The organism is Bradyrhizobium sp. (assembly GCF_004799445.1).
Lineage (GTDB): Bacteria > Pseudomonadota > Alphaproteobacteria > Rhizobiales > Xanthobacteraceae > Bradyrhizobium.
This window is the reverse complement of the sequence record NZ_SSNA01000049.1, coordinates 18,886-44,942: the sequence shown is the minus strand read 5'-3', so window position 1 is coordinate 44,942 and position 26,057 is coordinate 18,886. Positions and strand designations below refer to the sequence as shown.

General features: G+C 62.8%; 22 protein-coding genes. 15 read left to right on the top strand and 7 right to left on the bottom strand.

All coding sequences use genetic code 11. From position 1 onward, the window contains the following. Positions 1 to 185 precede the first annotated feature (185 nt). From E8A46_RS05150 to E8A46_RS05135, 4 genes are read left to right on the top strand one after another with little or no spacing between them, the layout of a single operon-like run. Positions 186 to 1,103 carry a branched-chain amino acid ABC transporter permease gene (locus E8A46_RS05150; RefSeq protein WP_291558332.1) on the top strand — a complete coding sequence of 306 codons (918 nt, stop codon included), beginning with the start codon at positions 186 to 188 and terminating at the stop codon, positions 1,101 to 1,103. Next, positions 1,100 to 2,047, top strand: coding sequence for a branched-chain amino acid ABC transporter permease (locus tag E8A46_RS05145; RefSeq protein WP_291558330.1), 948 nt, complete (start codon positions 1,100 to 1,102; stop codon positions 2,045 to 2,047). The genes E8A46_RS05150 and E8A46_RS05145 overlap by 4 nt, the downstream gene beginning before the upstream one ends. After that, complete coding sequence (locus E8A46_RS05140) at positions 2,040 to 2,807, top strand: ABC transporter ATP-binding protein (protein WP_291558328.1); 768 nt, start codon at positions 2,040 to 2,042, stop codon at positions 2,805 to 2,807. The genes E8A46_RS05145 and E8A46_RS05140 overlap by 8 nt, the downstream gene beginning before the upstream one ends. Then, entirely contained in the window at positions 2,800 to 3,519 is a 720-nt protein-coding gene (locus E8A46_RS05135) for an ABC transporter ATP-binding protein (RefSeq protein ID WP_291558326.1), read from the top strand. The genes E8A46_RS05140 and E8A46_RS05135 overlap by 8 nt, the downstream gene beginning before the upstream one ends. Positions 3,520 to 3,544: 25 nt before the next feature. Here the strand turns inward: E8A46_RS05135 and E8A46_RS05130 are convergent, their stop codons facing one another. The 5 genes from E8A46_RS05130 to E8A46_RS05110 all read right to left on the bottom strand — a co-directional run bounded on the left by E8A46_RS05130 (position 3,545) and on the right by E8A46_RS05110 (position 8,521). Then, positions 3,545 to 3,760, bottom strand: coding sequence for a hypothetical protein (locus E8A46_RS05130; RefSeq protein WP_291558325.1), 216 nt, complete (start codon positions 3,758 to 3,760; stop codon positions 3,545 to 3,547). Between the two features lie 210 nt (positions 3,761 to 3,970). After that, complete coding sequence (locus E8A46_RS05125; RefSeq protein ID WP_291558323.1) at positions 3,971 to 5,407, bottom strand: glutamine synthetase family protein; 1,437 nt, start codon at positions 5,405 to 5,407, stop codon at positions 3,971 to 3,973. A gap of 150 nt (positions 5,408 to 5,557) precedes the next feature. Then, positions 5,558 to 6,916: an aromatic ring-hydroxylating dioxygenase subunit alpha gene (locus E8A46_RS05120; RefSeq protein ID WP_291558321.1), complete on the bottom strand. Its 1,359-nt coding sequence runs from the start codon at positions 6,914 to 6,916 to the stop codon at positions 5,558 to 5,560. Between the two features lie 103 nt (positions 6,917 to 7,019). After that, entirely contained in the window at positions 7,020 to 7,547 is a 528-nt protein-coding gene (locus E8A46_RS05115) for a hypothetical protein (RefSeq protein WP_291558319.1), read from the bottom strand. 77 nt (positions 7,548 to 7,624) lie between these two features. Beyond that, positions 7,625 to 8,521, bottom strand: a complete 897-nt coding sequence (locus tag E8A46_RS05110) for a helix-turn-helix transcriptional regulator (RefSeq protein WP_291558316.1) — start codon at positions 8,519 to 8,521, stop codon at positions 7,625 to 7,627. A gap of 259 nt (positions 8,522 to 8,780) precedes the next feature. Between E8A46_RS05110 and E8A46_RS05105 the strand changes: the two genes are divergently transcribed. The 5 genes from E8A46_RS05105 (at position 8,781) to boxB (ending at position 15,290) form a co-directional block, all read left to right on the top strand. After that, positions 8,781 to 10,325, top strand: coding sequence for a benzoate-CoA ligase family protein (locus E8A46_RS05105; RefSeq protein WP_291558314.1), 1,545 nt, complete (start codon positions 8,781 to 8,783; stop codon positions 10,323 to 10,325). 207 nt (positions 10,326 to 10,532) lie between these two features. Beyond that, the gene (locus E8A46_RS05100) at positions 10,533 to 11,351 is read left to right on the top strand and encodes an alpha/beta hydrolase (RefSeq protein ID WP_291558312.1); all 819 of its coding nucleotides are present in this window, start codon (positions 10,533 to 10,535) and stop codon (positions 11,349 to 11,351) included. 24 nt (positions 11,352 to 11,375) lie between these two features. Next, a complete protein-coding gene (locus tag E8A46_RS05095) occupies positions 11,376 to 11,900 on the top strand; it encodes a DUF309 domain-containing protein (protein WP_291558310.1) in 525 nt (174 codons plus the stop codon). 106 nt (positions 11,901 to 12,006) lie between these two features. Further along, positions 12,007 to 13,695 carry a 2,3-epoxybenzoyl-CoA dihydrolase gene (gene boxC / locus E8A46_RS05090; protein ID WP_291558308.1) on the top strand — a complete coding sequence of 563 codons (1,689 nt, stop codon included), beginning with the start codon at positions 12,007 to 12,009 and terminating at the stop codon, positions 13,693 to 13,695. 143 nt (positions 13,696 to 13,838) lie between these two features. Further along, a complete protein-coding gene (gene boxB, locus E8A46_RS05085) occupies positions 13,839 to 15,290 on the top strand; it encodes a benzoyl-CoA 2,3-epoxidase subunit BoxB (RefSeq protein WP_291558307.1) in 1,452 nt (483 codons plus the stop codon). Positions 15,291 to 15,452: 162 nt separating this feature from the next. Here the strand turns inward: boxB and E8A46_RS05080 are convergent, their stop codons facing one another. Then, the gene (locus tag E8A46_RS05080) at positions 15,453 to 16,259 is read right to left on the bottom strand and encodes an SDR family oxidoreductase (protein ID WP_291558305.1); all 807 of its coding nucleotides are present in this window, start codon (positions 16,257 to 16,259) and stop codon (positions 15,453 to 15,455) included. Positions 16,260 to 16,459: 200 nt separating this feature from the next. After that, positions 16,460 to 17,518, bottom strand: a complete 1,059-nt coding sequence (locus tag E8A46_RS05075; protein ID WP_291558303.1) for a polysaccharide deacetylase family protein — start codon at positions 17,516 to 17,518, stop codon at positions 16,460 to 16,462. Positions 17,519 to 17,836: 318 nt separating this feature from the next. Here E8A46_RS05075 and E8A46_RS05070 point away from each other — a divergent pair, with 318 nt between their 5' ends. The 6 genes from E8A46_RS05070 to E8A46_RS05045 all read left to right on the top strand — a co-directional run bounded on the left by E8A46_RS05070 (position 17,837) and on the right by E8A46_RS05045 (position 25,977). Continuing rightward, positions 17,837 to 19,234: an OmpA family protein gene (locus E8A46_RS05070; RefSeq protein ID WP_291558301.1), complete on the top strand. Its 1,398-nt coding sequence runs from the start codon at positions 17,837 to 17,839 to the stop codon at positions 19,232 to 19,234. A 2-nt stretch (positions 19,235 to 19,236) separates the two neighbouring features. After that, positions 19,237 to 19,533, top strand: coding sequence for a hypothetical protein (locus E8A46_RS05065; protein ID WP_291558299.1), 297 nt, complete (start codon positions 19,237 to 19,239; stop codon positions 19,531 to 19,533). Between the two features lie 28 nt (positions 19,534 to 19,561). After that, positions 19,562 to 20,083 (top strand): DinB family protein, encoded by a 522-nt coding sequence (locus E8A46_RS05060; protein ID WP_291558297.1) that lies wholly within the window; start codon positions 19,562 to 19,564, stop codon positions 20,081 to 20,083. Positions 20,084 to 20,337: 254 nt separating this feature from the next. Beyond that, positions 20,338 to 21,393: a lysylphosphatidylglycerol synthase domain-containing protein gene (locus E8A46_RS05055; RefSeq protein ID WP_291558295.1), complete on the top strand. Its 1,056-nt coding sequence runs from the start codon at positions 20,338 to 20,340 to the stop codon at positions 21,391 to 21,393. Between the two features lie 34 nt (positions 21,394 to 21,427). After that, positions 21,428 to 22,726, top strand: a complete 1,299-nt coding sequence (locus E8A46_RS05050) for an ATP-binding protein (protein WP_291558293.1) — start codon at positions 21,428 to 21,430, stop codon at positions 22,724 to 22,726. Between the two features lie 110 nt (positions 22,727 to 22,836). Further along, positions 22,837 to 25,977 carry an EAL domain-containing protein gene (locus tag E8A46_RS05045; protein ID WP_291558291.1) on the top strand — a complete coding sequence of 1,047 codons (3,141 nt, stop codon included), beginning with the start codon at positions 22,837 to 22,839 and terminating at the stop codon, positions 25,975 to 25,977. Positions 25,978 to 26,057 lie beyond the last annotated feature (80 nt).

Genomic DNA, 26,057 nt, shown 5'->3' with positions numbered 1-26,057 from the left:
TTCAGTGATGATTTCAGAACGGTGGCTTCATCCTTCGCAACGCATCGCGGTACGATGCTCCCCACGGATGAGGTCCTGCAGATCCTCGTGGTGAGGAGCGCGGCGTAGCCCCGCGTCTCGAACCATGAGGCGCCTTGGATGCCCGATGATGATGTGTCTCAACCGAAAGGCGATCTAGAGTACCCATGCTGCTTGTCGTCGAACAATTCCTGAACGGGCTGCAGTTTGGCCTGCTGCTGTTTCTGCTGGCGGCGGGGTTGACGCTGGTGTTCGGCATCATGGACCTCGTCAACCTCGCGCACGGCTCGCTGTACATGATGGGCGCCTATTTCGCGGCGACCTTCGTCGCCTGGACCGGGAATTTCATCATCGGCGTGCTGCTGGCGCTTGGCGCGACGCTTGTGCTCGGCATCGTGCTGGAACTGGTGGCGCTGCGGCATCTCTATGGCCGCGATCATCTCGACCACGTGCTGGCGACGTTCGGCTTGATCCTGTTTTTCAACGACGCGGTGCGCTTGATCTGGGGCCCGGCCGGTCTGGCGCTGCCGCTGCCCGGCTGGCTCACGGTGCCGATCCAGATCGTGCCCGGCGTATTCTATCCCGCGTACCGGCTCGCGATCATCGTGGTTGCGCTCGCGGTCGCGCTGATGCTCTACATCGTCGTGATGCGAACCCGCATCGGCATGCTGATCCGCGCCGGCGCATCCAACCGGGAGATGATCGGGGCGCTCGGCATCAATATCAAGCTGCTCTACACGCTGGTATTCGGGCTTGGGGCAGCCCTTGCCGGTCTCGCCGGGCTGATGCAGGCGCCGATCCTGACGGTTCAGATCGGGATGGGCGAGAACATCCTCATTCTCGCCTTCGTCATCATCGTGATCGGCGGGATCGGCTCGATCCGCGGCGCGTTCGTGGCCGCGATCCTGGTCGGGATGATCGACACGCTCGGTCGGGCCTTCCTGCCCGATTTGCTGCGGCAGATCCTGAGTTCGGCCGCGGCCTCGACCGCGGCGCCCGCGCTCTCCTCGATGCTGATCTATCTGCTGATGGCGATTGTGCTGGTGGTCAGGCCAGAGGGGCTGTTTCCGGCCAACCGTCGATGACCGCTTCATTCAATTCCCGCAACGCGATCGCGGTGCTGATTATCGCCGGGCTTTTGTTGCTTCCGGTCTATTCCCAGCTCAGCGGCAACGTCTTCGTGCTGACGCTGTTCACCCGCATCGTCATCTTCGCGCTCGCCGCGGTCAGCCTCAATCTCATCATGGGCTATGGCGGGATGATGAGTTTTGGGCATGCCGCCTATCTCGGGATCGGCGGCTACGCTGTCGGCATTCTAGCCGCTGAGGGCATCGGCTCCGGTTTCGTTCAATGGCCAGTGGCGATTGCCTGCTCTGCGCTGTTCGCGCTGGTGATCGGGGCGCTGTCGTTACGGACCCGCGGCGTCTATTTCATCATGATTACGCTGGCGTTTGCCCAGATGGCCTATTACGTCGCCTCGGGACTGGCACGCTACGGCGGCGACGACGGGTTGACGATCTACAAGCGCAGCAATTTCGGCGGCCTGATCAACCTGTCGAGCCGCGTGCAGTTTTATTATCTCTGCCTCGGCTGCCTGTTCGGCGGAATCTATCTGGTGTCGCGCATCGTCAATTCGCGTTTCGGCCTGGTGGTTCAGGGGCTGCGCTCCAACGAGCAGCGCATGCAGGCGATCGGATTTCCGGTTAACCGGTACCGGCTGGTTTGCTTTGTCATCGCCGGCATGCTGTGCGGCCTCGCCGGTGCACTGCTCGCCAACAATACCGACTTCATCAGCCCGGCCGTGATGTACTGGACCCGCTCCGGCGATCTGATGGTGATGGTCATCCTCGGCGGCATGGGCTCGCTGTTCGGTCCGGTGCTGGGCGCGATCGTCTATCTGGTGCTGGAAGAATTCCTGTCGCAGGTCACGGAATACTGGGCGCTCATCATGGGCCCGCTGTTGTTGCTGATCGTGTTGTTCGGGCGCGGCGGCATCATGGGGCTGGTCGGGAGGCTTACCCGTGGCTGAACCATTGCTTCGCGTTGAAAATCTGGTGCGGCGGTTCGGCGGGATCGTCGCGACCGACAAGCTCTCGCTCGATGTCAGCCGCGGCGAATTGCACGCCATCATCGGGCCGAACGGCGCCGGCAAGACCACACTGATCAGCCAGTTGACGGGACAATTGCGTCCGAGCGCCGGCACCATCGGTTTTGCCGGTCAGGACATCACCCAACTGCCGGCGTGGCGGCGCAGCCAGCTCGGGCTGGCGCGCTCGTTCCAGATCACCTCACTGCTGCCGGACTTCACTGCTTCCGACAATGTCGCGCTGGCGGCGCAGGCCCGCGACGGTCACTCGTTTCGGTTCTGGGGCAATGCCCGCAAGGAAAAGCACCTCCGCGAGGCGGCGCGCTCCGCGCTCGCCAGGGTCAGGCTCGAACATCGCGCCGATGTCGTGGTGTCGAAATTGAGTCATGGCGAACAGCGCGAGCTTGAACTCGCGGTCGCGCTTGCGACGAAGCCGCAATTGCTGCTGCTCGACGAACCGATGGCTGGCCTTGGCGCCACGGAATCGGCGCGCATGGTGAAGCTGCTTTCGGAGCTGCGCCGGGAGGTCACCATCATCCTGGTCGAGCATGATATGGACGCGGTGTTCGCGCTGGCCGACCGCATCACTGTCCTGGTCTATGGACGTGTCATCGCCTCCGACGTGCCGGCGGCGATCCGCAGCAATGAAGAGGTCAGGCGCGCCTATCTCGGCGACCAGCACGTGGTGACCCGCCATGGCTGAAGCCGCGCCTTTGCTCGAAGTCGAGGGTATAGAGACCTGCTATGGCCTGAGCCAGGTGCTGTTCGGCCTATCGCTGCAGATTCTTCCGGGCGAGATGGTGGCCCTGATGGGCCGCAACGGCATGGGAAAAACCACGACTATCCGCTCCATCCTGGGATTGACGCCGGCGCGATCAGGCACGATCCGCTTCAGCGGACATGACGTGCGCGGGCTTGCCTCGTTTCGGATTGCGCAACTTGGCATTGGCCTCGTCCCCGAGGGCCGCCAGATTTTTCCAAACCTCACCGTGCGCGAAAATCTGGTCGCGGCCTCCGCCAACCGGCTGGGCAGCGCCGATCCGTGGACGCTGGACAAGATCCACGCGCTGTTCCCGCGGCTCGCCGAGCGCGGCAACAACATGGGTAACCAGCTTTCCGGCGGCGAGCAGCAGATGCTGGCGGTGGGGCGCGCGCTGATGACCAACCCGCGGCTATTGATCCTGGACGAGGCCACCGAGGGGCTGGCGCCGCTGATCCGCGAGGAAATCTGGAACTGCCTGTCGATGCTCAAGGCACGCGGCCAGTCGGTGCTGGTGATCGACAAGAACGTGGAAAATCTCACCCGCATTGCCGACCGGCACTACATCATCGAGCGGGGCAGGGCGGTGTGGAGCGGCACGTCGGCGCAGCTGATCGCCGAGCCCGATCTGCAGCATCGGTATCTGGGGATTTGACGGCGTTGGGCGAATCCCGACGAGCTTATCGGTCCGCAGCCGGAAGGTGCCGCATCGTGAATTCGATCTGACCGTCGGGAAGCTGTCGCCAGTTTTCGACCACAGCCATGTACCCGGCCTGCGGAAATCGACCGAGGATTTCGCGGGCTTTCAGGCGAGCTGCTTCAACAGGCAGCGTGAAGGTCTTCGGCTGCGGAGCGGCAAACATCCGGTCCGCCAAATCTCGGGGGCGTGCGAACATGTCTGACCTCGGTAAGGACTGATCCTCCTGATCTCACTAATCGCTCAACACCTGAACGTGAATTGGAGGCGCGGCCCGCGGTACACTTATCCCCGCTAGTCACCGCATGCTGCACCGCCCACGCGTGCTGTTCGCGAGGGCCGGAGCGCTTCTCTTCGCTATTGCGAAGGCGTCATTGGCACCGCCGCAGAATGACGGGAATCATAACTCTCAAAACATCTCGAAATATTCGCGCTGCTCCCAGTCCGACACTTCGGCCTGGAAGCGCTCGATCTCGGCGTTCTTGATGTGGGTGTAATAGTCGACAAAGCCGGCGCCGAGCGCGTCGCGGAAGAACTGGTCGTCCTTCAGCGCATCGACCGCTTCGCGCAGCGTCTTCGGCAGCAGCGCAGCCTGCGTCTCATACGGCGTGTCCGCGGAGGGGCCGGGATCGAGCGCGCGGTCGACGCCGTCAAGGCCCGACAGAATCTGCGAGGCCATGTACAGATAGGGGTTGGCGGCGGGCTCGCCGATGCGGTTTTCCAGCCTTGTCGCGGGATCGTCGGGCGCGCCGAGCACGCGCACCATCACGCCGCGATTATCCTTACCCCAGATCGCGCGGTCCGGCGCCAGCGAATAGGACCGATAGCGCTTGTAACCGTTGATGGTCGGAGTCGTGAACACGGCCGAAGCGCGAGCGTGCTGCAGCAGGCCTGCGAGATAATGACGGCCGAACGCGCTCAACACCTCGTTGCCACCCTTGTTCATGAACGCGTTCTCGCCGCCGGCGCGCGCGACGATCGATTGATGCAGATGCCAGCCGGACGCGAACGCGTTCGGCAGCTTGGGGCGGCACATGAAGGTCGCGTGATAGCCGTGGCGCTGGCAGATCTGCTTCACCGCGCTGCGGAACAGCACCATGGTGTCGGCGGGCTCAAGCCCCTTGGTCGGCTTGAACGTGAATTCGCACTGGCTCGGGCCGAACTCGACCTCGATCGATCGCAGCGGCAGGCCGAGCGCCAGGATATCTCGGCGCACGATCTCCAGCACCGGCTCCATCTGGTCATAGCGCTGTTCGGTCAGATATTGATAGCCGTGCGACAGCAGGCTGACGTCGGGAGGCTGGCCCGGTTGGCCGGCGTCCTCGGGCGACATTTTTGCATCTTCGAGTTTGAAGATGTGGAATTCAACCTCTAACCCGGCGACGAAATCGTAGCCGCGCTGCTCAAGCTTCGTGAGCACGGACTTGTAGAGATGGCGGGTTGCGAACGGCACCGGCCGCCCGTCGGCAAAATACACATCGCAGAGCAGCCAGCCGGTGGCGGGCGCCCATGGCAGCACGCGAAAGCTTGTGGGGTCCGGCACCATCAGCACATCGGCGGCGCCCTCCATCTCCCGCATCCCGAAACCGCCGCCGGAGGTGAAGACCGGAAATACCGTGCGATGCGCGGTATCCTTGGCGAACATCGTGGTGGTGATGGTGCAGCCGCTTTCCAATGAGGCCAGCGCCTCTCCCGCCACCAGCGTCTTGCCGCGCAGGATGCCGTGCTGATCGGGAAACGACAGCCGGATGACTTCGAGCTTCTGTTCCTCGACGATGCGCGCAAGACGAACTGCGGCTTCCTTCTGCTGGTCGGACCAGAGACCGTGACGCCTGACAAAACTCAACGCGTCACTCCCTCGGAGCTGCCGTCATTCCGGGATGGTGCGTCAGCACCAGACCCGGAATCTCGAGATTCCGGGTTCGATGCTGCGCATCGCCCCGGAATGACAGACGATGGATTGCTTCGCTGCGCTCGCAATGACGAAGAGATGCGATCACTTGACCGCTCTCAGATGAGGCATCTTGTCGGCGATCTCCTGCGGCACAGGTGCGGCCCACGGCGCGCCGCGGCGGCGCTTGACGTCGACTTCCATCCAAAAGGTTTCCCAACCCCGCGTCGGCCCGATACCATCCATCGCCGCCGGCCCCTGGATGCTCTTGGCATGCGCGGCGTCGAGGAACATGAACGGCTTCTGGCCGCCTGCGACCTTTTCGATTTCCTGCCGCAGCAGGCGGCGATACTGCACGATCGCCTTGTCGGCGGTGCCGAGGTGCTCGCGGGTGCGGTCCTGGATCGCACCCATCGATTCCACCGCCCACTGGTCGTGCACGTTGATGTCATTGCCCATGCCGGTATAGGTCGAACTCGCCTGCTCGTGCGGATCGAACCCGTAATCGTTGGCCTTGTTCTTGCGCGAGCGATAATCCGGCAGCTCGTAGAGTTCGAGGCGCTGGTCGCGCATCTTGTTCTTGTCGACCGGCGTCGAATAGGAGGTGAAGATCGCGTACCAGTAGCAGTTCTCGTCATCGATCGGCACGTGCCACTGCGTGATCGTCATCTCCGTGCTCATGGGGATGACGAAGCCATGCGGGAACAATTGATTGGTCACGCGCACATGGGTGCGCTCGTCGTCGATCTCGCGCAGCGCGACCAGCCGCAACCCGTATTCGGTGTGCTCGACATTGATGATGGGCCGGTCATATTCGCGCAGGATCTTTGTCATCGGCAAATCCGTGCCGGCCGACGCACCACGGAACTGGCGGCCGTACCCGCCTGAGGTATCCTCGTCCTCGAAGAAGCGATGCAGGAACGAAGCATGCGACGGGTCGATGCCGACCTCGAGCGCCTGCAGCCAGTTGCAGTTGATGTGGCCCTTGAAGGCGAAGGTGTGGCTGGCGGGCGCCACAAAACAATCGATCTCGGCAAAGGCCGGCGGCTCGCCCTCGCCGAGATACGCCCAGAGGATCCCGCTTCTTTCCACCACGGGATAGGCGCGCTGCCTGACGCCCTTGCAGAGTTGCGAATCCTTCGGCTCGGCCGGGGTTTCCAGGCATTGGCCCGAGGCGTCGAACAGCCAGCCATGGAAGGCGCAGCGCAGGCCGCCGTTTTCCAGCCGCCCGAACGCAAGGTCGGCGCCGCGATGCGCGCAGTGCCGCTCGATCAGGCCGTAATGTCCCGCTTCGTCGCGAAACAGCACCAGATCTTCGCCGAGCAATTTGACCGGTCGCACCGGCCGCGTCCCCCCCAGTTCGTCGACCAGCGCCGCCGGCTGCCAGTACATCCGCATCAATTTCCCGCACGCGTCTTTGGGTCCCGTGCGGGTGATCAGGTCGTTTTGTTCCTGGCTCATCATGGCGGTCGCGTCCTCTCGCGGTGGCGCGCTCAAAAGTTATTTGAAATCAAATTACTAGGCTGGCGGTTCAGGGCAAGCGGATTCCTTGCCGGCCGCTTGGGCGCTATAGGCCAAAGTGGCTGACGATCTCGCGCGCGGTCGCTTCCGCCGATCTCACTTCGGTATCCAGCCTGAGGCAGTCGGCCCGCGGCAGCGGCGAAAGGTTGTAAAGCTCGAGGTCTCTGAGCAGGGCTTCCGCCGACGTCATCTTCCGGCGCTCGACGCGGTCGGGATTGCCGATCCTGCGAATGGCCTCCTCGCGGGAGCAGTGCAGGAACACCGGCAGCAATTCGCCGCCGCGCCGTCGCATGATCGCTTCGAAATCCTCATATTGCGGGCGATCGTCCGGCTCCGCATAGCAGAAGGTGGTGACCACAAGCGAAACGCCGTGCGCCGCGGCGGCGTCGAGCGCCGCGCACCTGACGTTATGCACCAGCATCCAGAACCCGGGCGCGCCGAAGTCAAACACCGTGCGTGCCAGGTCGATCGCCGCATGATTGTCGAACAGCCGCCCCGGCACCGTTCCGAGCACGGCTTTGGCGACCGTCAGTTTGCCGGCCGCCGGCGCGCCATGCAGGAACAGCAGTTTCATGGCTGAGGAGTATCGCGAATAGCAAAAAAGCGCGAGGTGCAGAAATCAGGAAATCCGAAAATCAGCGGATCCCAGGCTCAGCCCCGCGCGAACATCCGCGACTCGTTTTGCAGCACCGGCGCCACCGCGTCGATCAGGCGTGCGGCTGCTGCATCCACGCTGAGCCCCGCGGTGTCGACCACGGCGGCGGCGCGGGCGTAGAGCGGCTCGCGGCTCTTCAGGATGGTGCGCAATTCCGCCATCGCCGAGCGGTCGTCGGCCATCGGGCGCAGATCGCCCTGGCGGCGCACCCGCGCCATATGTTCTTCCGGTTCGGCCTTCAGCCAGATCGTGTAGAACGAGGATAAAATCAGGTCGAAGGTCAAGGGCTCGGAGACGATGCCGCCGCCGGTGGCCAGCACCGTCAATTCCTTGCGCGCCAGCAATTGTCCGAGCGCGGCCTGCTCCATGCGCCGGAAACCTTCCTGGCCATAGAGCGCGATGATCTCGGCGACCGACAGGCCGTTCTGCGCCTCGATTTCCTTGTTGAGTTCGACGAAACTCCAGCCGATTTTTTTGGCGAGCATCTTGCCGAGCGTCGACTTGCCGGCGCCGCGCAAGCCGATCAGGGCGATGCCGGCAAACGATATGCCGCGCCGCGCCGCGCCGCCCTGACCGGCGAGAATATCCTTGGCCTGCGCGATCTGGTTCGGCGAGGCTTTCCGCAGGAGATCGCGGATCACGGCCCAGTCCGGCGCCGGCTCGGTGGCGGGGATGAGGTCCTCGAGATGCGCGCCCATCGCGTTCGAGACCCGGCGCAGCAGTACGATCGAGACGTTGCCCTTGCCGCTTTCAAGTTGCGCGATATAGCGTTCGGAAATGCCGGAGACCTTGGCGAGCACCTTGCGCGACATGCCGCGCAGCGCGCGCATGGTGCGGACACGTTGGCCGAGCTGTTCGAGAAAGCCGGTTTCGGGATCGCTATCCTGGGTCATGATCCTCGTGCGAAGCGCGCGCGCCTAGATAGCGTTTTCGAGCCAAGCATGCCCTCGGACTTGATCCGGGGGCGGGCGCCGGTTCGCGGGAAGAAAACGCGTCAAACAAAGACTGGAAGCCAACTCTAGGAATCATAATGCCGAAGAGGATTGACAGCAAGCGCGCATGGTGCCTTTCTATGAATTATAATTCTTAAAAAATCAGGGAGAAGCGTCGTGGCGTGCTTATGCTTAAGAGACTGGGCTTGAGGGACGTGGCGTGAGCGACACCGGTTCCTACAATGCCGTGACCTGGCTGCTCGACCGCAATGTCGATGAGGGCCGGGCCAGCAAACTGGCCTTCACCGATACCGTCTCCGAGCTGACCTATGGCGATCTGCAGAAGCAGAGCCGCCGCGTCGCCAACATGCTGCGCCGCCTCGGCGTCCGCCGCGAGGAGCGCGTCGCGATGATCATGCTCGACACGACGGATTTTCCGGCGGTGTTCCTGGGCGCGATCCGCGCCGGCATCGTGCCGGTGCCGCTCAATACGCTTTTGACTTCGGATCAATACGCCTATGTGCTGGCGGATTGCCGCGCACGGGTGCTGTTCATTTCCGAGGCGCTGCTGCCGGTGGTCAAGGACATGGTCGGGCGGTTGTCCGACCTCGATCATGTCGTCGTTTGCGGCAACGACGCGCATGGCTTCAAGAAATTGTCCGATGAACTCGCCGGCGAGAGCGACAGCTTCGTGACCGTGCCGACCCATGCCGACGAGCCGGCGTTCTGGCTGTATTCGTCAGGCTCGACCGGCATGCCCAAGGGGGTGCGGCATCTGCATTCCAATCTCGCCGCGACCGCGGAGACCTATGCCAGCCAAGTGCTCGGGATTCGCGAGGACGACGTTTGCCTCTCGGCCGCGAAACTGTTTTTCGCCTACGGCCTCGGCAATGCGCTGACGTTTCCGATGTCGGTCGGCGCCACCACCGTGCTCAATTCGGAGCGTCCGACGCCGGCGACCATGTTCGCGCTGATGAACAAGTACAATCCCAGCATTTTCTTCGGCGTGCCGACGCTATTCTCGGCGATGCTGCACGATGAGGCGCTCAAGCACGAGCGCGGCGGCACACGGCTGCGGATCTGCACCTCGGCGGGCGAAGCGTTGCCGGAGTCGGTCGGCAATGCCTGGAAGGCGCGCTTCGGCGTCGATATTCTCGACGGCGTCGGCTCGACCGAGTTGTTGCATATCTTTCTGTCGAATTCGCCTGATGATATCAAATACGGCACATCCGGCCGCCCGGTGCCGGGCTACAAGGTGCGGCTGGTCAACGAGGCCGGCGCCGAGGTGTCCGATGGCGAGGTCGGCGAACTGCTGGTCGATGCGCCCTCGGCCGGCGAAGGCTACTGGAACCAGCGCAGCAAGAGCCGCCGCACCTTCGAGGGCCACTGGACCCGGACCGGCGACAAATACGTTCGCGATGCCGAAGGACGCTATACCTTCTGCGGCCGCAGCGACGACATGTTCAAGGTGTCCGGCATCTGGGTATCGCCGTTCGAGGTCGAGAGCGCGCTGATCACCCATCCGGCGGTGCTGGAAGCCGCCGTGGTGCCCGAAGCCGATCCGGAAGGACTTTTGAAGCCCAAGGCGTTCGTGGTGTTGCGCGCGGATGCGAAAACCCAGGGCTTGCAGGAAGCGCTGAAAGAGCACGTCCAGCAGAAGATCGGGGTCTGGAAATATCCGCGCTGGATCGAGGTCGTCGATGCCTTGCCGAAAACCGCGACCGGAAAGATCCAAAGGTTCAAACTGCGGGATGGAGCGCGGTAGATACGTGGTTGCTACGAACATTCTCGCTCGTATCATTTCATCCATCGTCCGCTGGACGGCGTTCTTTCGTTCCCTCCCCCCTTGCGGGGGAGGGTTAGGGAGGGGGGTAAGCCGCAACGACGGTGCTCGTGGCTACCCCCCTCTCCAGCTCTCCCCCGCAAGGGGGGAGAGGGCCGAGTGCGTCGTGCCGCAAGGAGCGCGGCCTACATGACCGCCCTAAACCCCTCCGGCACCTTGCGGATCGGCGCCGCCGATCTCGAATACCGTATGATCGGGCCCACGCCCGCTGACGCGCCGACCATCGTCATGCTGCATGAAGGCCTGGGCTCGGCGGCGCTGTGGGGGGATTTTCCGGACCGGTTGCAGCAAGCGACCGGCGCGGGCGTCTTCGTCTATTCACGTGCGGGCTATGGCGCCTCGAGTCCCGCAGCACTGCCGCGTCCGCTCGACTATATGAGCATCGAGGCGCTCGAAATCCTGCCCGATCTGCTCGACAAGATCGGCTTCCGTCGCGGGCTCCTGCTCGGGCATTCGGACGGCGCCTCGATCGCGGCGATTTACGCCGGTGGTGCCGCCGATCACCGCGTGCGCGGCGTGGTGATGATCGCGCCGCATTTCATCGTCGAAGACATGGGGATTGCCGCGATCGCGGACACCAGGAAAGCCTATGAGACCGCAGGTCTCAAGCCAAAGCTCGCGCGCTGGCACAGTAATGTCGACAACACGTTCTACGGCTGGAGCGATGCCTGGCTCGATCCGAAATTTCGCAACTGGGATATTTCCGAATATCTCGCCTATATTCGCGTGCCGGTGGCCATCCTGCAGGACGCCGACGACCAGTATGGGACAATTCGCCAGATCGAGATCGCCGGGGAAGAGTGCTACTGTCCGGTTGATGTGACGATCATTCCGGGGGCCGGACATTCGCCGCATCGCGACGCACCGGAGACGACGCTTCATTTGATTACGGAATTTGCTGAACGAATTTTGTATTTCCATGAAGGCTCGGCAGGCCGAGCCGCCTAAATTATTGGTCGTGGCATTGCGCCAATGAGCATTTCTTCTTCCAGCGCGGTCAACCTGCCGCTGCCCGGCTGGGCCTATGTGCCCGGCGAAACCGCCGACGCTGAAGCCGATCACGAGACGCTGTGGCAGGCCAAGGCCCTGGTGCCGTCGCGCTTTCGCGACTTCGTTCCCGCGCGGCATCCGGCGCTGCGTTACGGGATTGCGCTCAACGACGCCGGATATTTCTGGGAATCGCAGGAGGTGCTGCAAGCGGTGTGGGCGGCGGCGCCGCAGGGCGGGCGCGAACGGATCCTGCTGCGGGCCTGCATCCAGATCGCCAGCGCCAATTTGAAGCTCCGGATGCAAAAGCCCCGCGCCGCCACGCGGCTGCTGGGCGAGGCGCTGGCAGAGGTCGATGCGCTGGGCGCGCGCAAGGCGACCGCTGCCGGCGACGGGTTTGCCGATAGCTTCCCGACGGCCGCGCTCGCCGCACTCTTGCAGGCTAAACTGGCGCAGACGACGTTGTCCAAGGCCGACTGGGTGGCGATCGGCTCGATTGGCCGAGCATGAAGCAAAATGCAGATTCTGTGGTCCAAAAGCCTCTGGACCTCGGTCAAAACATGCATTATTGTGCATATCAGACAGGTGAACCCAAAACCTCGCACAGGGATGGTCCATGGCCGGTGAAGATCGCATTCTCGCTGGCGGCGCCAGCTTCATCGATTTTCAGACCGATCCGTCGCGCTACCGGCATTGGAAGCTGGATGTCGAGGGCGACGTCGCGACGCTGACGATGGACGTCGATGAGAATGGCGGGCTGTTCGAGGGCTATCAGCTCAAGCTGAACTCCTACGATCTCGGCGTCGACATCGAGCTTGCGGACGCGGTGCAGCGGCTGCGCTTCGAGCATCCCGGCGTGAAGGTGGTGGTGGTGCGATCGGCCAAGAACCGCGTGTTCTGCGCCGGCGCCAACATCCGCATGCTGGCGGGGGCGACCCACGCCCACAAGGTCAATTTCTGCAAATTCACCAACGAGACCCGCAATGGCCTGGAGGATTCATCCGAGAATTCCGGGCAGCGTTTTATCACGGTCGTCAACGGCACCGCGGCCGGCGGCGGCTACGAACTCGCATTGGCCACCGATCACATCATCCTGGCCGACGATGGCGCAGCCTCGGTGGCGCTGCCGGAAGTGCCGCTGCTGGCCGTGTTGCCGGGCACCGGCGGACTGACCCGCGTGGTCGACAAGCGCAAGGTTCGCCGCGACCACGCCGATTTTTTCTGCACCATCGAGGAAGGCATCAAGGGCAAGCGGGCTGTCGCATGGCGTCTGGTCGACGAGATCGTGCCGAACAGCAAATTGGAGGCAAGGGTCGCCGAGTGCTCAAAAGAATTCGCCGCCGCCTCGAAACGCAACGGCAGCGGCAAGGGCATTGCGCTGGCGCCGCTGAACCGCACCATCGACGACAGCGGCATCCGCTACGGCCTGGTCGGCGTCGATATCGACCGACCGGCGCGCATCGCCACCATTTCGATCAAGGCGCCGGACGCGCCGCCGCCCGCCGATATCGACGGCATGATCGCGCAAGGTGCCTCGTTCTGGCCGCTGCGGGTGGCGCGCGAACTCGACGACGCCATCCTGCACTTGCGCATCAACGAGCTCGAAACCGCGATGCTGGTGTTCAAGTCGCATGGCGAACGCGCCAATGTGCTGGCCTGCGACGCCTTTCTGGAAGCCAACAAGGCGCATTGGCTGGTCAACGAGATCAGGCAGTACTGGAAGCGGGTGCTCAAGCGCATCGACGTCACCTCGCGCACGCTGGTGGCGCTGGTCGAGCCGGGCTCGTGCTTTGCCGGCACGCTGGCCGAGCTGGTATTCGCGGCCGACCGGTCCTACATGCTGATCGGCTCGCGGCAGGGCGACAACCGCAGCCCCCCGACGATCGAGTTGTCCGCGCTGAATTTCGGACCCTATCCGATGAGCCACGGCTTGACGCGATTGCAATCGCGCTTTCAGGCAGAGCCCGAAGATGTCGCGCGCGCGCAGCGGAGGATCGGCGACGCCCTCGATGCCGAGGAAGCCGAGGCGCTTGGCCTCATCACCTTCGCGCTCGACGATATCGACTGGGACGACGAGATCAGGGTGTTCTTCGAGGAGCGCTGTAGCTTCTCGCCCGACAGCCTCACTGGCATGGAAGCCAATCTGCGCTTCGTCGGACCGGAGACCATGGAATCGAAAATCTTCTCCCGCCTTACCGCGTGGCAGAACTGGATTTTCCAGCGCCCCAACGCGGTCGGCGAGGAGGGCGCGCTGCGCCGCTACGGCACCGGCCAGAAGGCGCAGTTCGATATGACGCGGGTTTGAACGTGTCCCGGGCGCTGCGCGGCACGCTTGTGACGCGCTGCAGAACCGGGACCGGTACCAATCACTGAAGCGATCCCGGCTCTGCGGCGCACCGCTTTGCGCTGTACCGCGTCCGGGAAACGAGACCGACAAAGGAGCACGCCATGAACGTGAACATCATGAATGTCGATTACTCGACCAAGATTCCCAACAACGTGAATCTCAGCGAGGATCGGCAGGTGCTCAAGGCACTGGAAGGATGGCACCCCGGTTACATGAACTGGTGGGGCGACATGGGGCCGGAGGGTTTCCAGCAATCGCTGGTTTACCTGCGCACCGCCTATTCGGTCGATCCGCGCGGCTGGGCCAAGTTCGACTATGTGAAGATGCCGGACTATCGCTGGGGCATCCTGCTCGCTCCACAGGAGGAGAACCGCGTCATCCCGTTCGGCGAGAATTTAGGCAAGCCGGCCTGGCAGGAAGTGCCGGGCGAACATCGCGCCATGCTGCGCCGCCTGATCGTAATCCAGGGCGATACCGAGCCCGCTTCGGTCGAGCAGCAGCGCCATCTCGGCAAGACCGCGCCCTCACTCTATGATTTGCGCAACTTGTTCCAGGTCAATGTCGAGGAAGGCCGCCATCTCTGGGCGATGGTCTACCTGCTGCAGAAATATTTCGGTCGCGACGGCCGCGAGGAGGCCGATGAACTGTTGCGCCGCCGCTCCGGCGATGCCGACAGCCCCCGTATGCTGGGCGCGTTCAACGAGGCGACGCCGGATTGGCTGTCGTTCTTCATGTTCACCTACTTCACCGACCGCGACGGCAAGATGCAATTGCACTCACTCGCGCAATCCGGCTTCGATCCCTTGTCGCGCACCTGCCGCTTCATGCTGACGGAAGAAGCGCACCACATGTTCGTCGGCGAAACCGGCATCAGCCGCGTGGTGCAGCGAACCTGCGAGGCGATGCGCGCCGCCGGGATCAGCGATCCCTCGGATGTCGCAAAGGTCCGTGCACTCGGCGTGATCGACCTTCCGACCATCCAGAAGAAGCTGAACCTGCATTACACCCTGTCGCTCGACCTGTTCGGCTCGGAAGTCTCGACCAACGCCGCGAACGCCTTCAATGCCGGCGTCAAGGGCCGCTACCACGAGACCCAGATCAAGGACGATCACCGCCTGCAGAACGACACCTATCCGGTGCTCAAGCTGGTGGACGGGCAGATCAAGCGGGTCGACGAGCCGGCGCTGACCGCCCTCAACATGCGGCTGCGCGACGATTACACCCAGGATTGCGTCAAGGGGTTGTTGCGCTGGAACAAGATCATCTCGACGGCCGGCTACGACTTCAAGCTGACGCTGCCCAATGTCGCGTTCCACCGCGCGATCGGCGAGTTCAAGGATATCCACGCCACCCCGGATGGCGTGCTGATCGACGATGCGACCTGGAACAGGCGCCGCAATGAATGGTTGCCGTCGGTCGATGACGGCGATTTCATTGCGTCGCTGATGACGCCGGTGACCGAAGCCGGCGAATTCGCGCCGTGGATTTCACCGCCCAAGGTCGGGATCGACAACAAGCCGGGCGACTTCGAATATGTGAAGATCGAAACGTGAGGCACGCTCAATGCGTTCCCTCCCCCTTGTGGGGGAGGGTTAGGGAGGGGGGTAGGCCGCATACGCCGGAGTTCGTGGTACCCCCTCTCCAACTCTCCCCCGCAAGGGGGGAGAGAGCCCACCGCCCGAGCCGTGAGGGTGCTGGAAAAAACGCCGATTGCTCTATTCCCACCCGTCGCCCGCAATGCCGGGATTGGCATAGACGATGCCGCCATCGACCGCGATGGTCGCGCCGACCACGTAATCTCCGGCGCGTGAGGCAAGATAGATCGCGGCCCCCGCCATGTCCTCATCGGTGCCGATGCGTCCCGACGGCACGCGCGTCGCGACTTCATCGGCGTTGTCGCGCGCCGCCTTGTTCATGTCCGACTTGAACGGTCCCGGCGCGATCGCCGACACCACGACGTGGTCGCGGATCAGTTTCGCGGCCATCCGGCGTGTCAGGTGAATGAGTCCCGATTTGCTCGCGGCGTAGGAGTAGGTCTCCAGCGGGTTGACGAAGATGCCGTCGATGGAGGCGATGTTGATCACTTTCGAGGGTCTCTCGGCGGAGGCGGCGGCGCGCAAGGACGCGGCCAGCGCCTTGGTGAGGAAAAATGGCGTCTTGAGGTTGAGGTTCACGACCTTGTCCCAGCCGCTTTCCGGGAATTCGTCGAAATCCGCGCCCCACGCAGCCCCTGCATTGTTGACGAGAATATCGAGCCGCGGTTCGCGTTTTTTGATCTCGGCTGCCAGCATCTCGATGCCGGTCATGGTGGAAATATCGATCGGCAGTGCGATGCATTCGCCGTCATATTCGGCCGTGAGTTCTTTCGCGGTGGCTTCGCAAGGCGCCGCCTTGCGCGCCGTGATGTAGACCCTGGCCGCGCCCTGGCTGAGAAATCCCGCAGCGATCATTTTTCCGATGCCGCGTGATCCGCCGGTCACCAGTGCAATGCGGCCTTGCAGCGAAAACAGATCCTTGAACATGCGGTGCTCCCTGATTTTGCCCATGGTTCTGGGCGCGGGAATTCGATGAGTCAAGGAAGGGAACTTAGACCCGCCCTCATCCTGAGGAGGCGCGAAGCGCCGTCTCGAAGGACGAGGCGGCCCATCCTTCGAGACGCGCACAAGAGTGCGCTCCTCAGGATGAGGTTTGTGAATGCCGAAAGAGATACGAAGAATAAAACCTACGCCGCGTCGACGCGCCTGAAGCCGTTCCACATCGCGGTCGCAGCCCCCGAGGTCAGCACCGGCAGGATACGCTCGTCCTGATAGTTGCCGTTGAGCGAGACCCGCGGTAGCGCGGTCAGGTGTTCCGCGCTTTCGGGAAACAGCATGCCCGGCCGCGTCGTCACCGCGGTGTTGAATCCGGCCGTCTTCGCCAGCGCGAATTCGCGGTGGCCTGCCGCGATCCTGTCGCCATAGGGATAGGCCAGATGGACGACGGGACGCTGCAGCACATCTTCAATCCGCTTGCGGCTCATCGCCATCTCCTGGCCGGCGACTTCCGCAGGCTGGCTGGCAAGATTGCAATGCGTGACGGAATGCGCGCCGATACCGATCAGGGGATCATCCGCGAACCGCTTCAGCTCATCGAAGGACATGCACAGCTCGCGGCAGATCGCGGCTTCGTCGACGCCATGACGCGTGCACAACGCGCCGATTTCGCGGGCAAGATCATGCCGGCCCGGCAAGGCGCGCAGCCAGTCGTGCAAACGGTCGAACGCGGCCTGCTTGGCGGCCGGCGTAGAGGTGTCGAGGCGGGTGGCAACGCCGCCGATCTCGGTTTCGACCGAGGAAGCCCTGGCGATCACCATTTCCAGCGCGATCCACCACAGATGACCGACGCCTTGCGCAAAATCGCTGGCGACATACACCGTGAACGGCGCCTCGAACTCCCGCATCACCGGAAGCGCGAAATCCCTGTTGTTGCGATAACCATCGTCGAAGGTGAAGCAGGCAAAGCGCCGCGAAAAGTCGCGTTCGGTCAGCCGCCGGTGCAACTCGTCCATGGTGATGATGTCGACGCCGCGCGAGCGCAGATGCGACAGCATCGCGCGCAGGAATTCCGGCGCCACCTCGAGATGACGATTGGGCTGGAATTCGCCGTCGCGGCGCGGACGGACATGGTGCAGCATGAAGATGGCGCCGATGCCGGCGAAGATCGGACGGAGCAGATGATGTGCGCCGGTAAGGTAAAGCGCTCCCAGTCCGGCGCGGATGACGTGGTTGCGTAACTGCTTCATCGGGACTGGTCGACCGGTTTGGACGGGTTTTTTGAAGCTAGTGGGAGACCCCTGAACAAACGGTTAGTCGGGCCGTATAGTCCGCTTGACCATTTCCTATCATTTCGGGTTTGACAGCCCCGCAAGGGTTTGTTTTCTCTCTGTTTCCAGTGCTGCACGGATGGGCTTTCGCGAATTCGCGTCAGGAGCGCAAATCCGAAAATCAGCACCGGATCATAGTGTTGCCAGTTCCCTTTGTTTTCCGAAGTTCGTGTCAGGGGACGCCACGAGAGTTCACGAACTTCGGAAAACGGGGCGCAAGGTCCCGCGGGACAGCGAATGCACGGATTTTTCAGGTGGAGCAGCAAATGGTGGCCGGGCGTGATTCCGCTGGTTGTGTTTTGGGCGATTGCGGCGTGGACGAGTACCGGGCCCCTGGAATCCGACCTTGCGGCCCGAAGTACCGCCGCCCTTAAGGATACCGTGCTCGACAAGAGCAGAGTAGCGGTCGCCGGCCGCGACGTCACGTTTGCGGCGGATGCGTTCTCCGAAGAGGGGCGTCGCAGCGCGGTAGCCGCGGTCGAAGCCGTGCCGGGCGTGCGGCTGGTCAACGATGAAACCCGCCTGGTCCCCGAGGCCAAGCCGTTCGTCTGGTCGGCCGAGCGGGACGTGGTCAGGGTCACGCTGTCGGGCAGTTCGCCCTTGCCGGCGAGCAAGGGCAAGCTCTTGGAGGCGGCCCGCGCAGCTCTCGGTGGCGTCGAGGTGGTCGATCAGATGAACCTGTCGCGTGGCGCGCCACCCCGTTTCGACAATGCGGCGCTGTTGCTGCTTGACCAGGTCGGGAAACTGAAGGACGGCAAGATCACGATTTCGGACACCAAGGTTAGCCTTTCCGGGATGGCGCGCGATCTCGGCGGCAGGGAAGCGATCGCGGCCGCCCTGAAAAATCTCCCCGAGGGGTTTTCGGTGGCCGCCAATGAGATCAAGGCGCCGCCTTATATATTCCAGGCCTACAAGGACCCGGTCGCGGTGACGCTGACGCTGACCGGCTACGTCCCCGACAACAGCGTCCACGCGGCGATCGTGGCGGCAGCCGCGCGCAAGTTCTTCAGCGAGAAGGTGGTCGACAATCTCAAGGCCAGCGTCGGGGCGCCATCCGGATTCGCCGCCGCCGTGGTGCCGGCGCTGGGCGCGTTGTCGCGGCTGTCGACCGGTACGCTGGTGGTGTCTGACCGCGAGGTGAAGCTCTCGGGCGACGCATTGTATGAAACGGCGCCGGCTCAGATCCGCAGCAACCTGGTCAAGGATTTCCAGCAAGGCTGGCAGCTCAAGGCGGAAATTTCGGTGAAGCCTGCGGCAGCCCCCGTGGATGCCACCGTGTGTCAGCAGCTGTTTTCGGAATTGCTCGGGAAGGCAACCATCCGGTTCGTGTCCGGGCGCGCCAACCTTGACCCGGATTCCGCCGGCCTGCTCGATCGCCTGATCGAAACCGCGCTGCGCTGCCCGACCGCCAATATCGAGATCGGGGGGCACTCCGACGGCGACGGCGAGAATGCCTTCAACCAGACGCTGTCCGAAAAGCGGGCACAGGCGGTGATGGAGTATCTGGTGAAGGCCGGATTGCCCGCGGGCAGGTTCACCGCGATCGGCTATGGCAGCGCGCGGCCGGTCGCGACCAATGATACCGACGAAGGCAAGGCGCAGAACCGCCGCATCGAATTCGTGGTGAAGGAATAGCGATGACATATCTGGCGACATTTCATTGGGGCTGGTTGCTGGCGTCGCTGTTGCTGGGGTTCGCGATGGGCTGGATCGCCGTGGTTCATCGCGGCCAGGGCGTGTCGAAGCCGCTTGCGCGGTGGCTGGCGGTGCTGGCGGCGGCACTCGTCGCCGCGGCGCTTGCCCGCGTGGTTCCCGGCCGCGCCGGTTATTGGCTCGACCTCGGCCTCATCATGTTCGCCCTCTATTTGGCCGGTTGCGCGGTGGGATCGTGGCTGCGCGACCGGGTGCTTTCCGGCCATGCGAAGGCGGCCTGAGCCTTCCAGTGCCCCGGGGTTAACCGAGATGCCCATAAGCCCCGTAGCTCATTATCGGATGTTCGGTCACTACAATGCCTGGGCCAATGGCCGACTTTATGCGGCCGCAGCCCGGCTCTCCCCGGAGCAATACCGCGCCGACCGCGGCGCCTTCTTCAAATCGGTCCACGGTACCTTGAACCATCTGCTGGTGACCGACCGGATCTGGATGCAGCGGTTCACCGGGGTGGGCGACGCACCCGGCCGGCTGGATGCGATCCTGTTCGAGACGTTCGACGAACTTCTTGCGGCGCGCGAGGTCGAGGATCGCCGGATCGTCGATTTTGTCGATGGCCTCGATGACGCACGCATCGCGAGGACGATCAAATACCGCCGCGTCTCCTCGCCCGAGCCATTCGAGCAGCAACTGGCCCCGGCGCTGGCGCATTGGTTCAATCACCAAACCCACCACCGCGGGCAGGTCCATGCGGTGTTGACCGGGCTGGTCGGTGAGGCGCCGGAACTCGATCTGTTGTTTTTTCAGCGGCTGCCGGCAAGACCGGCCGCCTGAAATCACGAAAACTTCACCCCTCGCGCGCAGGCTTGCGCGTGGGGATTTCGGCGCTGTCGGAGCGAATGCAGCAAAACCACGGATTCCGCCGCCAGCGATCCCCTAATATATTGAAGGAACGCGTTTTATTCGCATCAAGCGAATTCCACTCCGGCCCAAAACAAGCTACCACATGACGCCGGGGAGCAAGTATGGCGCGGTGGCGGCAAGGTCCGCATAGCGCTATCGTCGTGGGATCGTAGTTCGAGGTCTAGATGCTGGAAGCAATACGCAGGGCGATCTCGGTTCTGCGCCAGAGGCAAATCCTGCACAAGTTAGGCGTTGCGATCAGCGTCACGGTCATCGGGATCGCGTGCTACGTGCTGTATCACATGCTCCGAGGCATCGATGTCGGCGAGGTCATCGAGGCCATCAAGGGGACCGAGCCCCGTTCGATCGCGCTGGCGGCGCTGTTCGTGGCCGCGGGCTATTTCACATTGACCTTCTATGATCTGTTCGCGGTGCGCGCGATCGGCCGAAACGACATCCCCTATCGCATCAACGCGCTCGCAGCCTTCAGCAGCTATTCGATCGGGCACAATGTCGGCGCCAGCGTCTTTACCGGCGGCGCGGTACGCTATCGCATCTATTCGGCCTGGGGGCTGAACGCGATCGACGTCGCCAAGATCTGTTTTCTCGCTGGCCTGACGTTCTGGCTCGGCAATGCCGCGGTGCTGGGGCTGGGAATCGCCTATCATCCGGAAGCCGCCGCGGCGATCGATCAGCTGCCGCCCTGGTTCAATCGCTTGGCCGCCTTCGCCATCATCATCGCCCTGGTGGCGTATGTGGTCTGGGTATGGACGCGACCGCGCAACGTTGGCCGCGGGCCATGGACGGTGGGGCTGCCTGGCGGACCGCTGACGCTGCTGCAGATCGCGATTGGAATCGTCGATCTGGGCTTCTGTGCCCTGGCGATGTACGAACTGGTGCCGGACGAACCCAATTTGGGCTTCGTCGTTGTGGCGGTGATTTTCGTTTCGGCGACGCTATTGGGCTTCGCCAGCCACTCCCCTGGCGGGCTCGGCGTCTTCGACGCCGCCATGCTGGTCGGTCTGTGGCAGATGGACCGGGAAGACCTGCTTGCGGGAATGCTGCTGTTCCGCCTCCTCTACTATCTTGCTCCATTCGTCATATCTGTAATCTTACTGACGTTTCGGGAGGTTATCCTCAGTGCGCGGCTGAAACGCCTGCCGCGGGTGACGCCAGGCGCTGGCGCCGAGCCGAAGCGCGAAGCCGTTTACGTGCGAGAGCGTGGGGATACCGGCTCCTGACGATACGGACCCGAATGGGATGGGAGCCGGCCTGATGGCTATAGACGATTCTCCTTCTTCCTTCTTTTCGCCGTGGCCGGATCGGTTGAGGCATTCGGCGATCATCCTGCTCGCCGCCGGTCTGGCTCTGACGGTGCTGGTCGCGTTCGGCGGATTGTCACCGCTGCGCGCCACCGCCGTTTTTGCCTGTATCGCCGCGGCGGCGCTGGTGCCGTGGCGACTACACAATGCCGCTGCGTCCCGCGAAGATGTCCGCGGGGTCAACCCGGTTGAAACCGCTGCCGTCAGCGCCATCGTCGCCGGCATGCCGGATCCGGCCGTCTTGCTGGACCGCGCCGGCCGCGTCATCCACCTCAATGCGGCCGCCGCACAGCTGGCGCCGGCGCTGCGCAGGAATGAGCTCGCCCAATTTGCGTTGCGTTCGCCCGAGATCATCACCGCGCTCCGCGAAGCCATCGCGACGACGGAAGCCCGTCGCGCGACCTATCTCGATCACGTGCCGGTGGATCGCTGGATGGAACTGATCATCACCCCGGTCCCGGTCCCGACGCTGTTCGGCGGCACCGATAAATGCATGCTGATGACGTTCCACGACCAAACGCCGCTGCGTCGGGTCGAGGAGATGCGCGCCGATTTCGTGGCCAATGCCAGCCATGAATTGCGTACCCCCCTGGCGGCACTGTCGGGCTTCATCGATACGCTGCAGGGGCCGGCCAAGGACGACGCCAAGGCGCGCGAACGTTTTCTCGGCATCATGCATACCCAGGCGACGCGGATGGCACGGCTGATCGACGATCTGCTGTCGCTGTCGCGGGTCGAACTCTCGGCCCACGTCCGCCCGGATACGCTGGTGGATATCGTTCCGATCATCCGGCAGGTCGCCGACGGGCTGGAGCCGCTGGCGCGCGAACGCCAGGTCGTCATCGACATCGATCTGCCGGATGCGCCGGTTTCGATCGCCGGCGATCGCGAGGAGTTGCTGCGGCTGTTCGAGAACCTGATCGAAAACGCGCTGAAATATGGCGCGTCCGGCGGCAAGGTCATCGTCTCCCTCACCTCGGCGATGTCCGGCGAGGGCGCTCCGGAGGTACGGGTCATCGTGCGCGATTTCGGCCCAGGCATCGCGCCCGAGCACCTGCCGCGGCTCACCGAACGGTTCTATCGGGTGGATGTCGGCGACAGCCGCGCCCAGGGTGGAACCGGGCTTGGTCTGTCGCTGGTCAAACATATTGTTAACCGTCATCGCGGCCGGCTTTTGATCGAGAGCGTGCTGAAACACGGCGCCACTTTTACCGCCTGCTTTCCCCAGGCCAAGATCCCGGATTCGACCTGAATCGCGCCTCGCGCTGCCCGGAAAGGCTCCGGATTAACATCTAGCTAACCCATATTGCTAACGCGACCTCTACCCACGGACTGTATTGAAGTCTGCCGGGGAGAGCGAAAATGCAGAAGCCGCTTCCAGATATCAGCCCTGCGCGCCGCGAAGCCGTGGCTGGAACAGCCGATTTCAGCGACGGTGAATTGCCGGGCCGACGCGATCCAATTCGCTGGCTTGTCGGTTGCGGCATCCTGCTGATCGCGGCAATCGCGATCGGGACCGTGATCATGGTCGGCAATTTCCGCGATCAGGCGCTTGAAAGCAGCAAACGCGAGCTGGAAAATACCGTTTGGCTGCTCGCTCATCATTTCGATCAGCAACTCGGCGATGCCGAAGTTCCCTTGAACGACATCATTGCACAGGTACATCAGGCCGGAATCGCGTCTGCAGACGAATTCAAGCGCCAGATGTCCGCGAGCGAAATGCACCTGCTGTTGAAGGCCAGGGTTGGTGATTCCCATAAAATCGCTGGTTTCAATATCTATGACTCCGCGGGAGACCTGATCAATTCGTCGGAAGTGTCGGTCGTCCCGGCCGTCAACATCGCCGATCGCGCGTATTTCAAGGCTCTCAAATCAAGCTCGGAGGCGACACAGCCCCAGATCGAACTGGTGCGGAGCCGGTTTTCCGGGGGCTGGAGAACGCTCATCACCCGCAAGGTGAGCGGGCCGAGCGGTGAGTTTCTGGGCGTCGTTTCGCGGGCCGTTGCACCGGCCAAATTTGAAGAATTTTTTTCCTCGGTGGCGCTGGGAAAAGATGCCACGATTTCCATGTTCCATCATGATGGAGCGAGACTGGCGCGCTATCCCCACGTCGAAGAGACGATCGGCAAGAATTTCAGGACGGTGCCCGCGGCAGCGGCTTTGCTGGATCTGGATCACGGCACCAGGCGGCTGATCAGTCCCGTCGATGGCCAGGATCGACTGGCCGCCGTTCAGAGCTTAAGTCGATTTCCACTGTCTGTTATAGCGACGACGACGGTGGCTTCCGCACTTGCCGATTGGCGGGCGCAAACCAAATTCATGGTTGTCGCCGCCGGTCTTTCCGCGATCATCGTCGCCGTCCTCCTGGTTCTGATCGTTCGGCGGCTGTCGTGGCAGCACCAATCAGCCCAGCGTCGACTGGCGTTGGAAAAGCAGCGTCTCGACACTGCCGTCGACAATATGACGCAGGGCCTGACGCTGTTCGATCAATCCAACCGGCTCGTCGTTTGCAACCGGCGATATATCGAGATGTACGGTCTGTCGCCCGACACGGCGAAGCCGGGTTGCGATTTTCGCGATCTGGTGGCGCATCGAAAGCAAACGGGATCGTTGCTGGGCGATATCGATGAACATTGTTCCCAACTCCTGGAGCGTGCGGTGCGCGGGGAATCCATCACCATTAGCGCTGGGGGCGGACGTTCAATTCAAATCACCAGCCGTCTGCTTTCGGATGGCGGATGGGTAGCCACCCATGAGGATACCACCGAACGGCTACGCCGCGAGACCGATATCTTTCGGCAGGCCACCGAACTGTCGCGCATCAACATGCAATTCGACGCGGCTTTGAGCAATATGACGCAGGGGCTTTGCATGTTCGACGGCCAGAAGCGGCTCGTGGTCTGGAATGAACGTTATGCGCGGCTGTATCAAATATCGCCGGATTTGCTGAAGGTCGGCACGCCCCACGACGCGATCATCGCCGATCGCATCTCCCGCGGCATTCTCAAGGGCGAGACAAGCGATTCTGCCACCCAGGCCAAGATTGCCTCACTCAGTCAGATTCCGAAAGACGCGACAACAAGCAGGGTCGACGAGTTTGCCGATGGGCGCTTCATGCTCATCACCCGACAGCCAATGGCTGACGGCGGGTGGCTCGCGACGCACGAGGACATCACCGATCGGCGGCGGGCGGAAGCCGAGATCATTCACCTGGCGCGGCACGACGTGCTGACCGGCCTTGCAAACCGCGCAGAATTCAATGCCAGGCTCGAAGAAGCATGCAAGCGCCTCAAGCGGAATGGTGGTGCGGTCACCGTGATGATGCTCGACCTCGATGAATTCAAGGAGGTCAACGACACGCTGGGACATCCCGCCGGAGACCAATTGCTCGTCGAGGTAGGCAGACGTCTGCAGTCCACGATTCGGGAAACCGACGTGCTGGCGAGGTTGGGCGGCGACGAATTTGCGATCATCCAGGAGGGTGAATCCGATCAGCACGAGGGGGCTACTGCGCTCGCGCTGAGAATCATCAGCGCCGTTACCCAGCCATTTGATCTCAACGGCAATCAGGCCAGCGTAGGAGCCTGTATTGGCATTGTGCTGGCCCCGGAACATGAGATTGACCCCGAGGGGCTGCTGAAGAGAGCGGATCTTGCACTCTATGACGCCAAAGCCAGTGGAAGAAACGATTTCCGGGTATTCCGGCCTGAAATGCTCGAGGCTGCCAATACGCAGAAATTGGCGGAAAGCGAACTGCGGAGCGCGATCGCGCGAGATGAATTCGAGCTTCACTACCAGCCGGTGGTGGACGCCAAGACGCGATTGCTTTGCGGCGTTGAGGCGCTGGTTCGCTGGAAGCACCCGATCGAGGGTCTTGTTGCGCCGGACCGGTTCATCCCCCTTGCGGAATCAACGGGCCTGATAGCGCCGCTCGGGGAATGGATTCTGCGGCAGGCCTGTACGGATGCGACGTCGTGGCCTGCGAACGTCAAGGTCGCCGTCAATATCTCGGCGGTCCAGTTCAAAAAGGGAAACCTGTTCGACGTCGTGTTGCGCACCCTGCTGGAGACCGGTCTTGCGCCCGGACGGCTGGAACTGGAGGTCACGGAAACCGCCCTTCTTGAAAACCAGGAAGCGCATCTGACGACGATACGGCAGCTGAAGAACCTCGGGGTCTCCGTGGCGCTCGATGATTTCGGCACCGGATATTCTTCCGTGAGCTATCTGACCAATTTTCCCTTCGACAAGATCAAGATCGACAAGTCGTTCACACAGGGCGTTCTCAGCCGCCGTGATTGCAAGGCCGTGGTGGCCTCGACGCTCGCCCTGGCCCAGGGTCTCGGCACCGTTACCACGGCCGAGGGGGTCGAGACCGAGGAACAGTTCGAATACATGCGTGGGGCTGGGGTAGACCTGGTGCAGGGCTATCTGTTTGGCCGGCCCGTTCCAATCGCCAAGCTCGACCTGCAAAATATATTTCTGCCCAAACAAAGAGTGGCGTAGCCACACCGCCGAATGTGAAACGATCCGCCTTTGGCGGCGTGCCAACGCATCCGCGCGCCCCCGCGCTGATTGTCACGCCC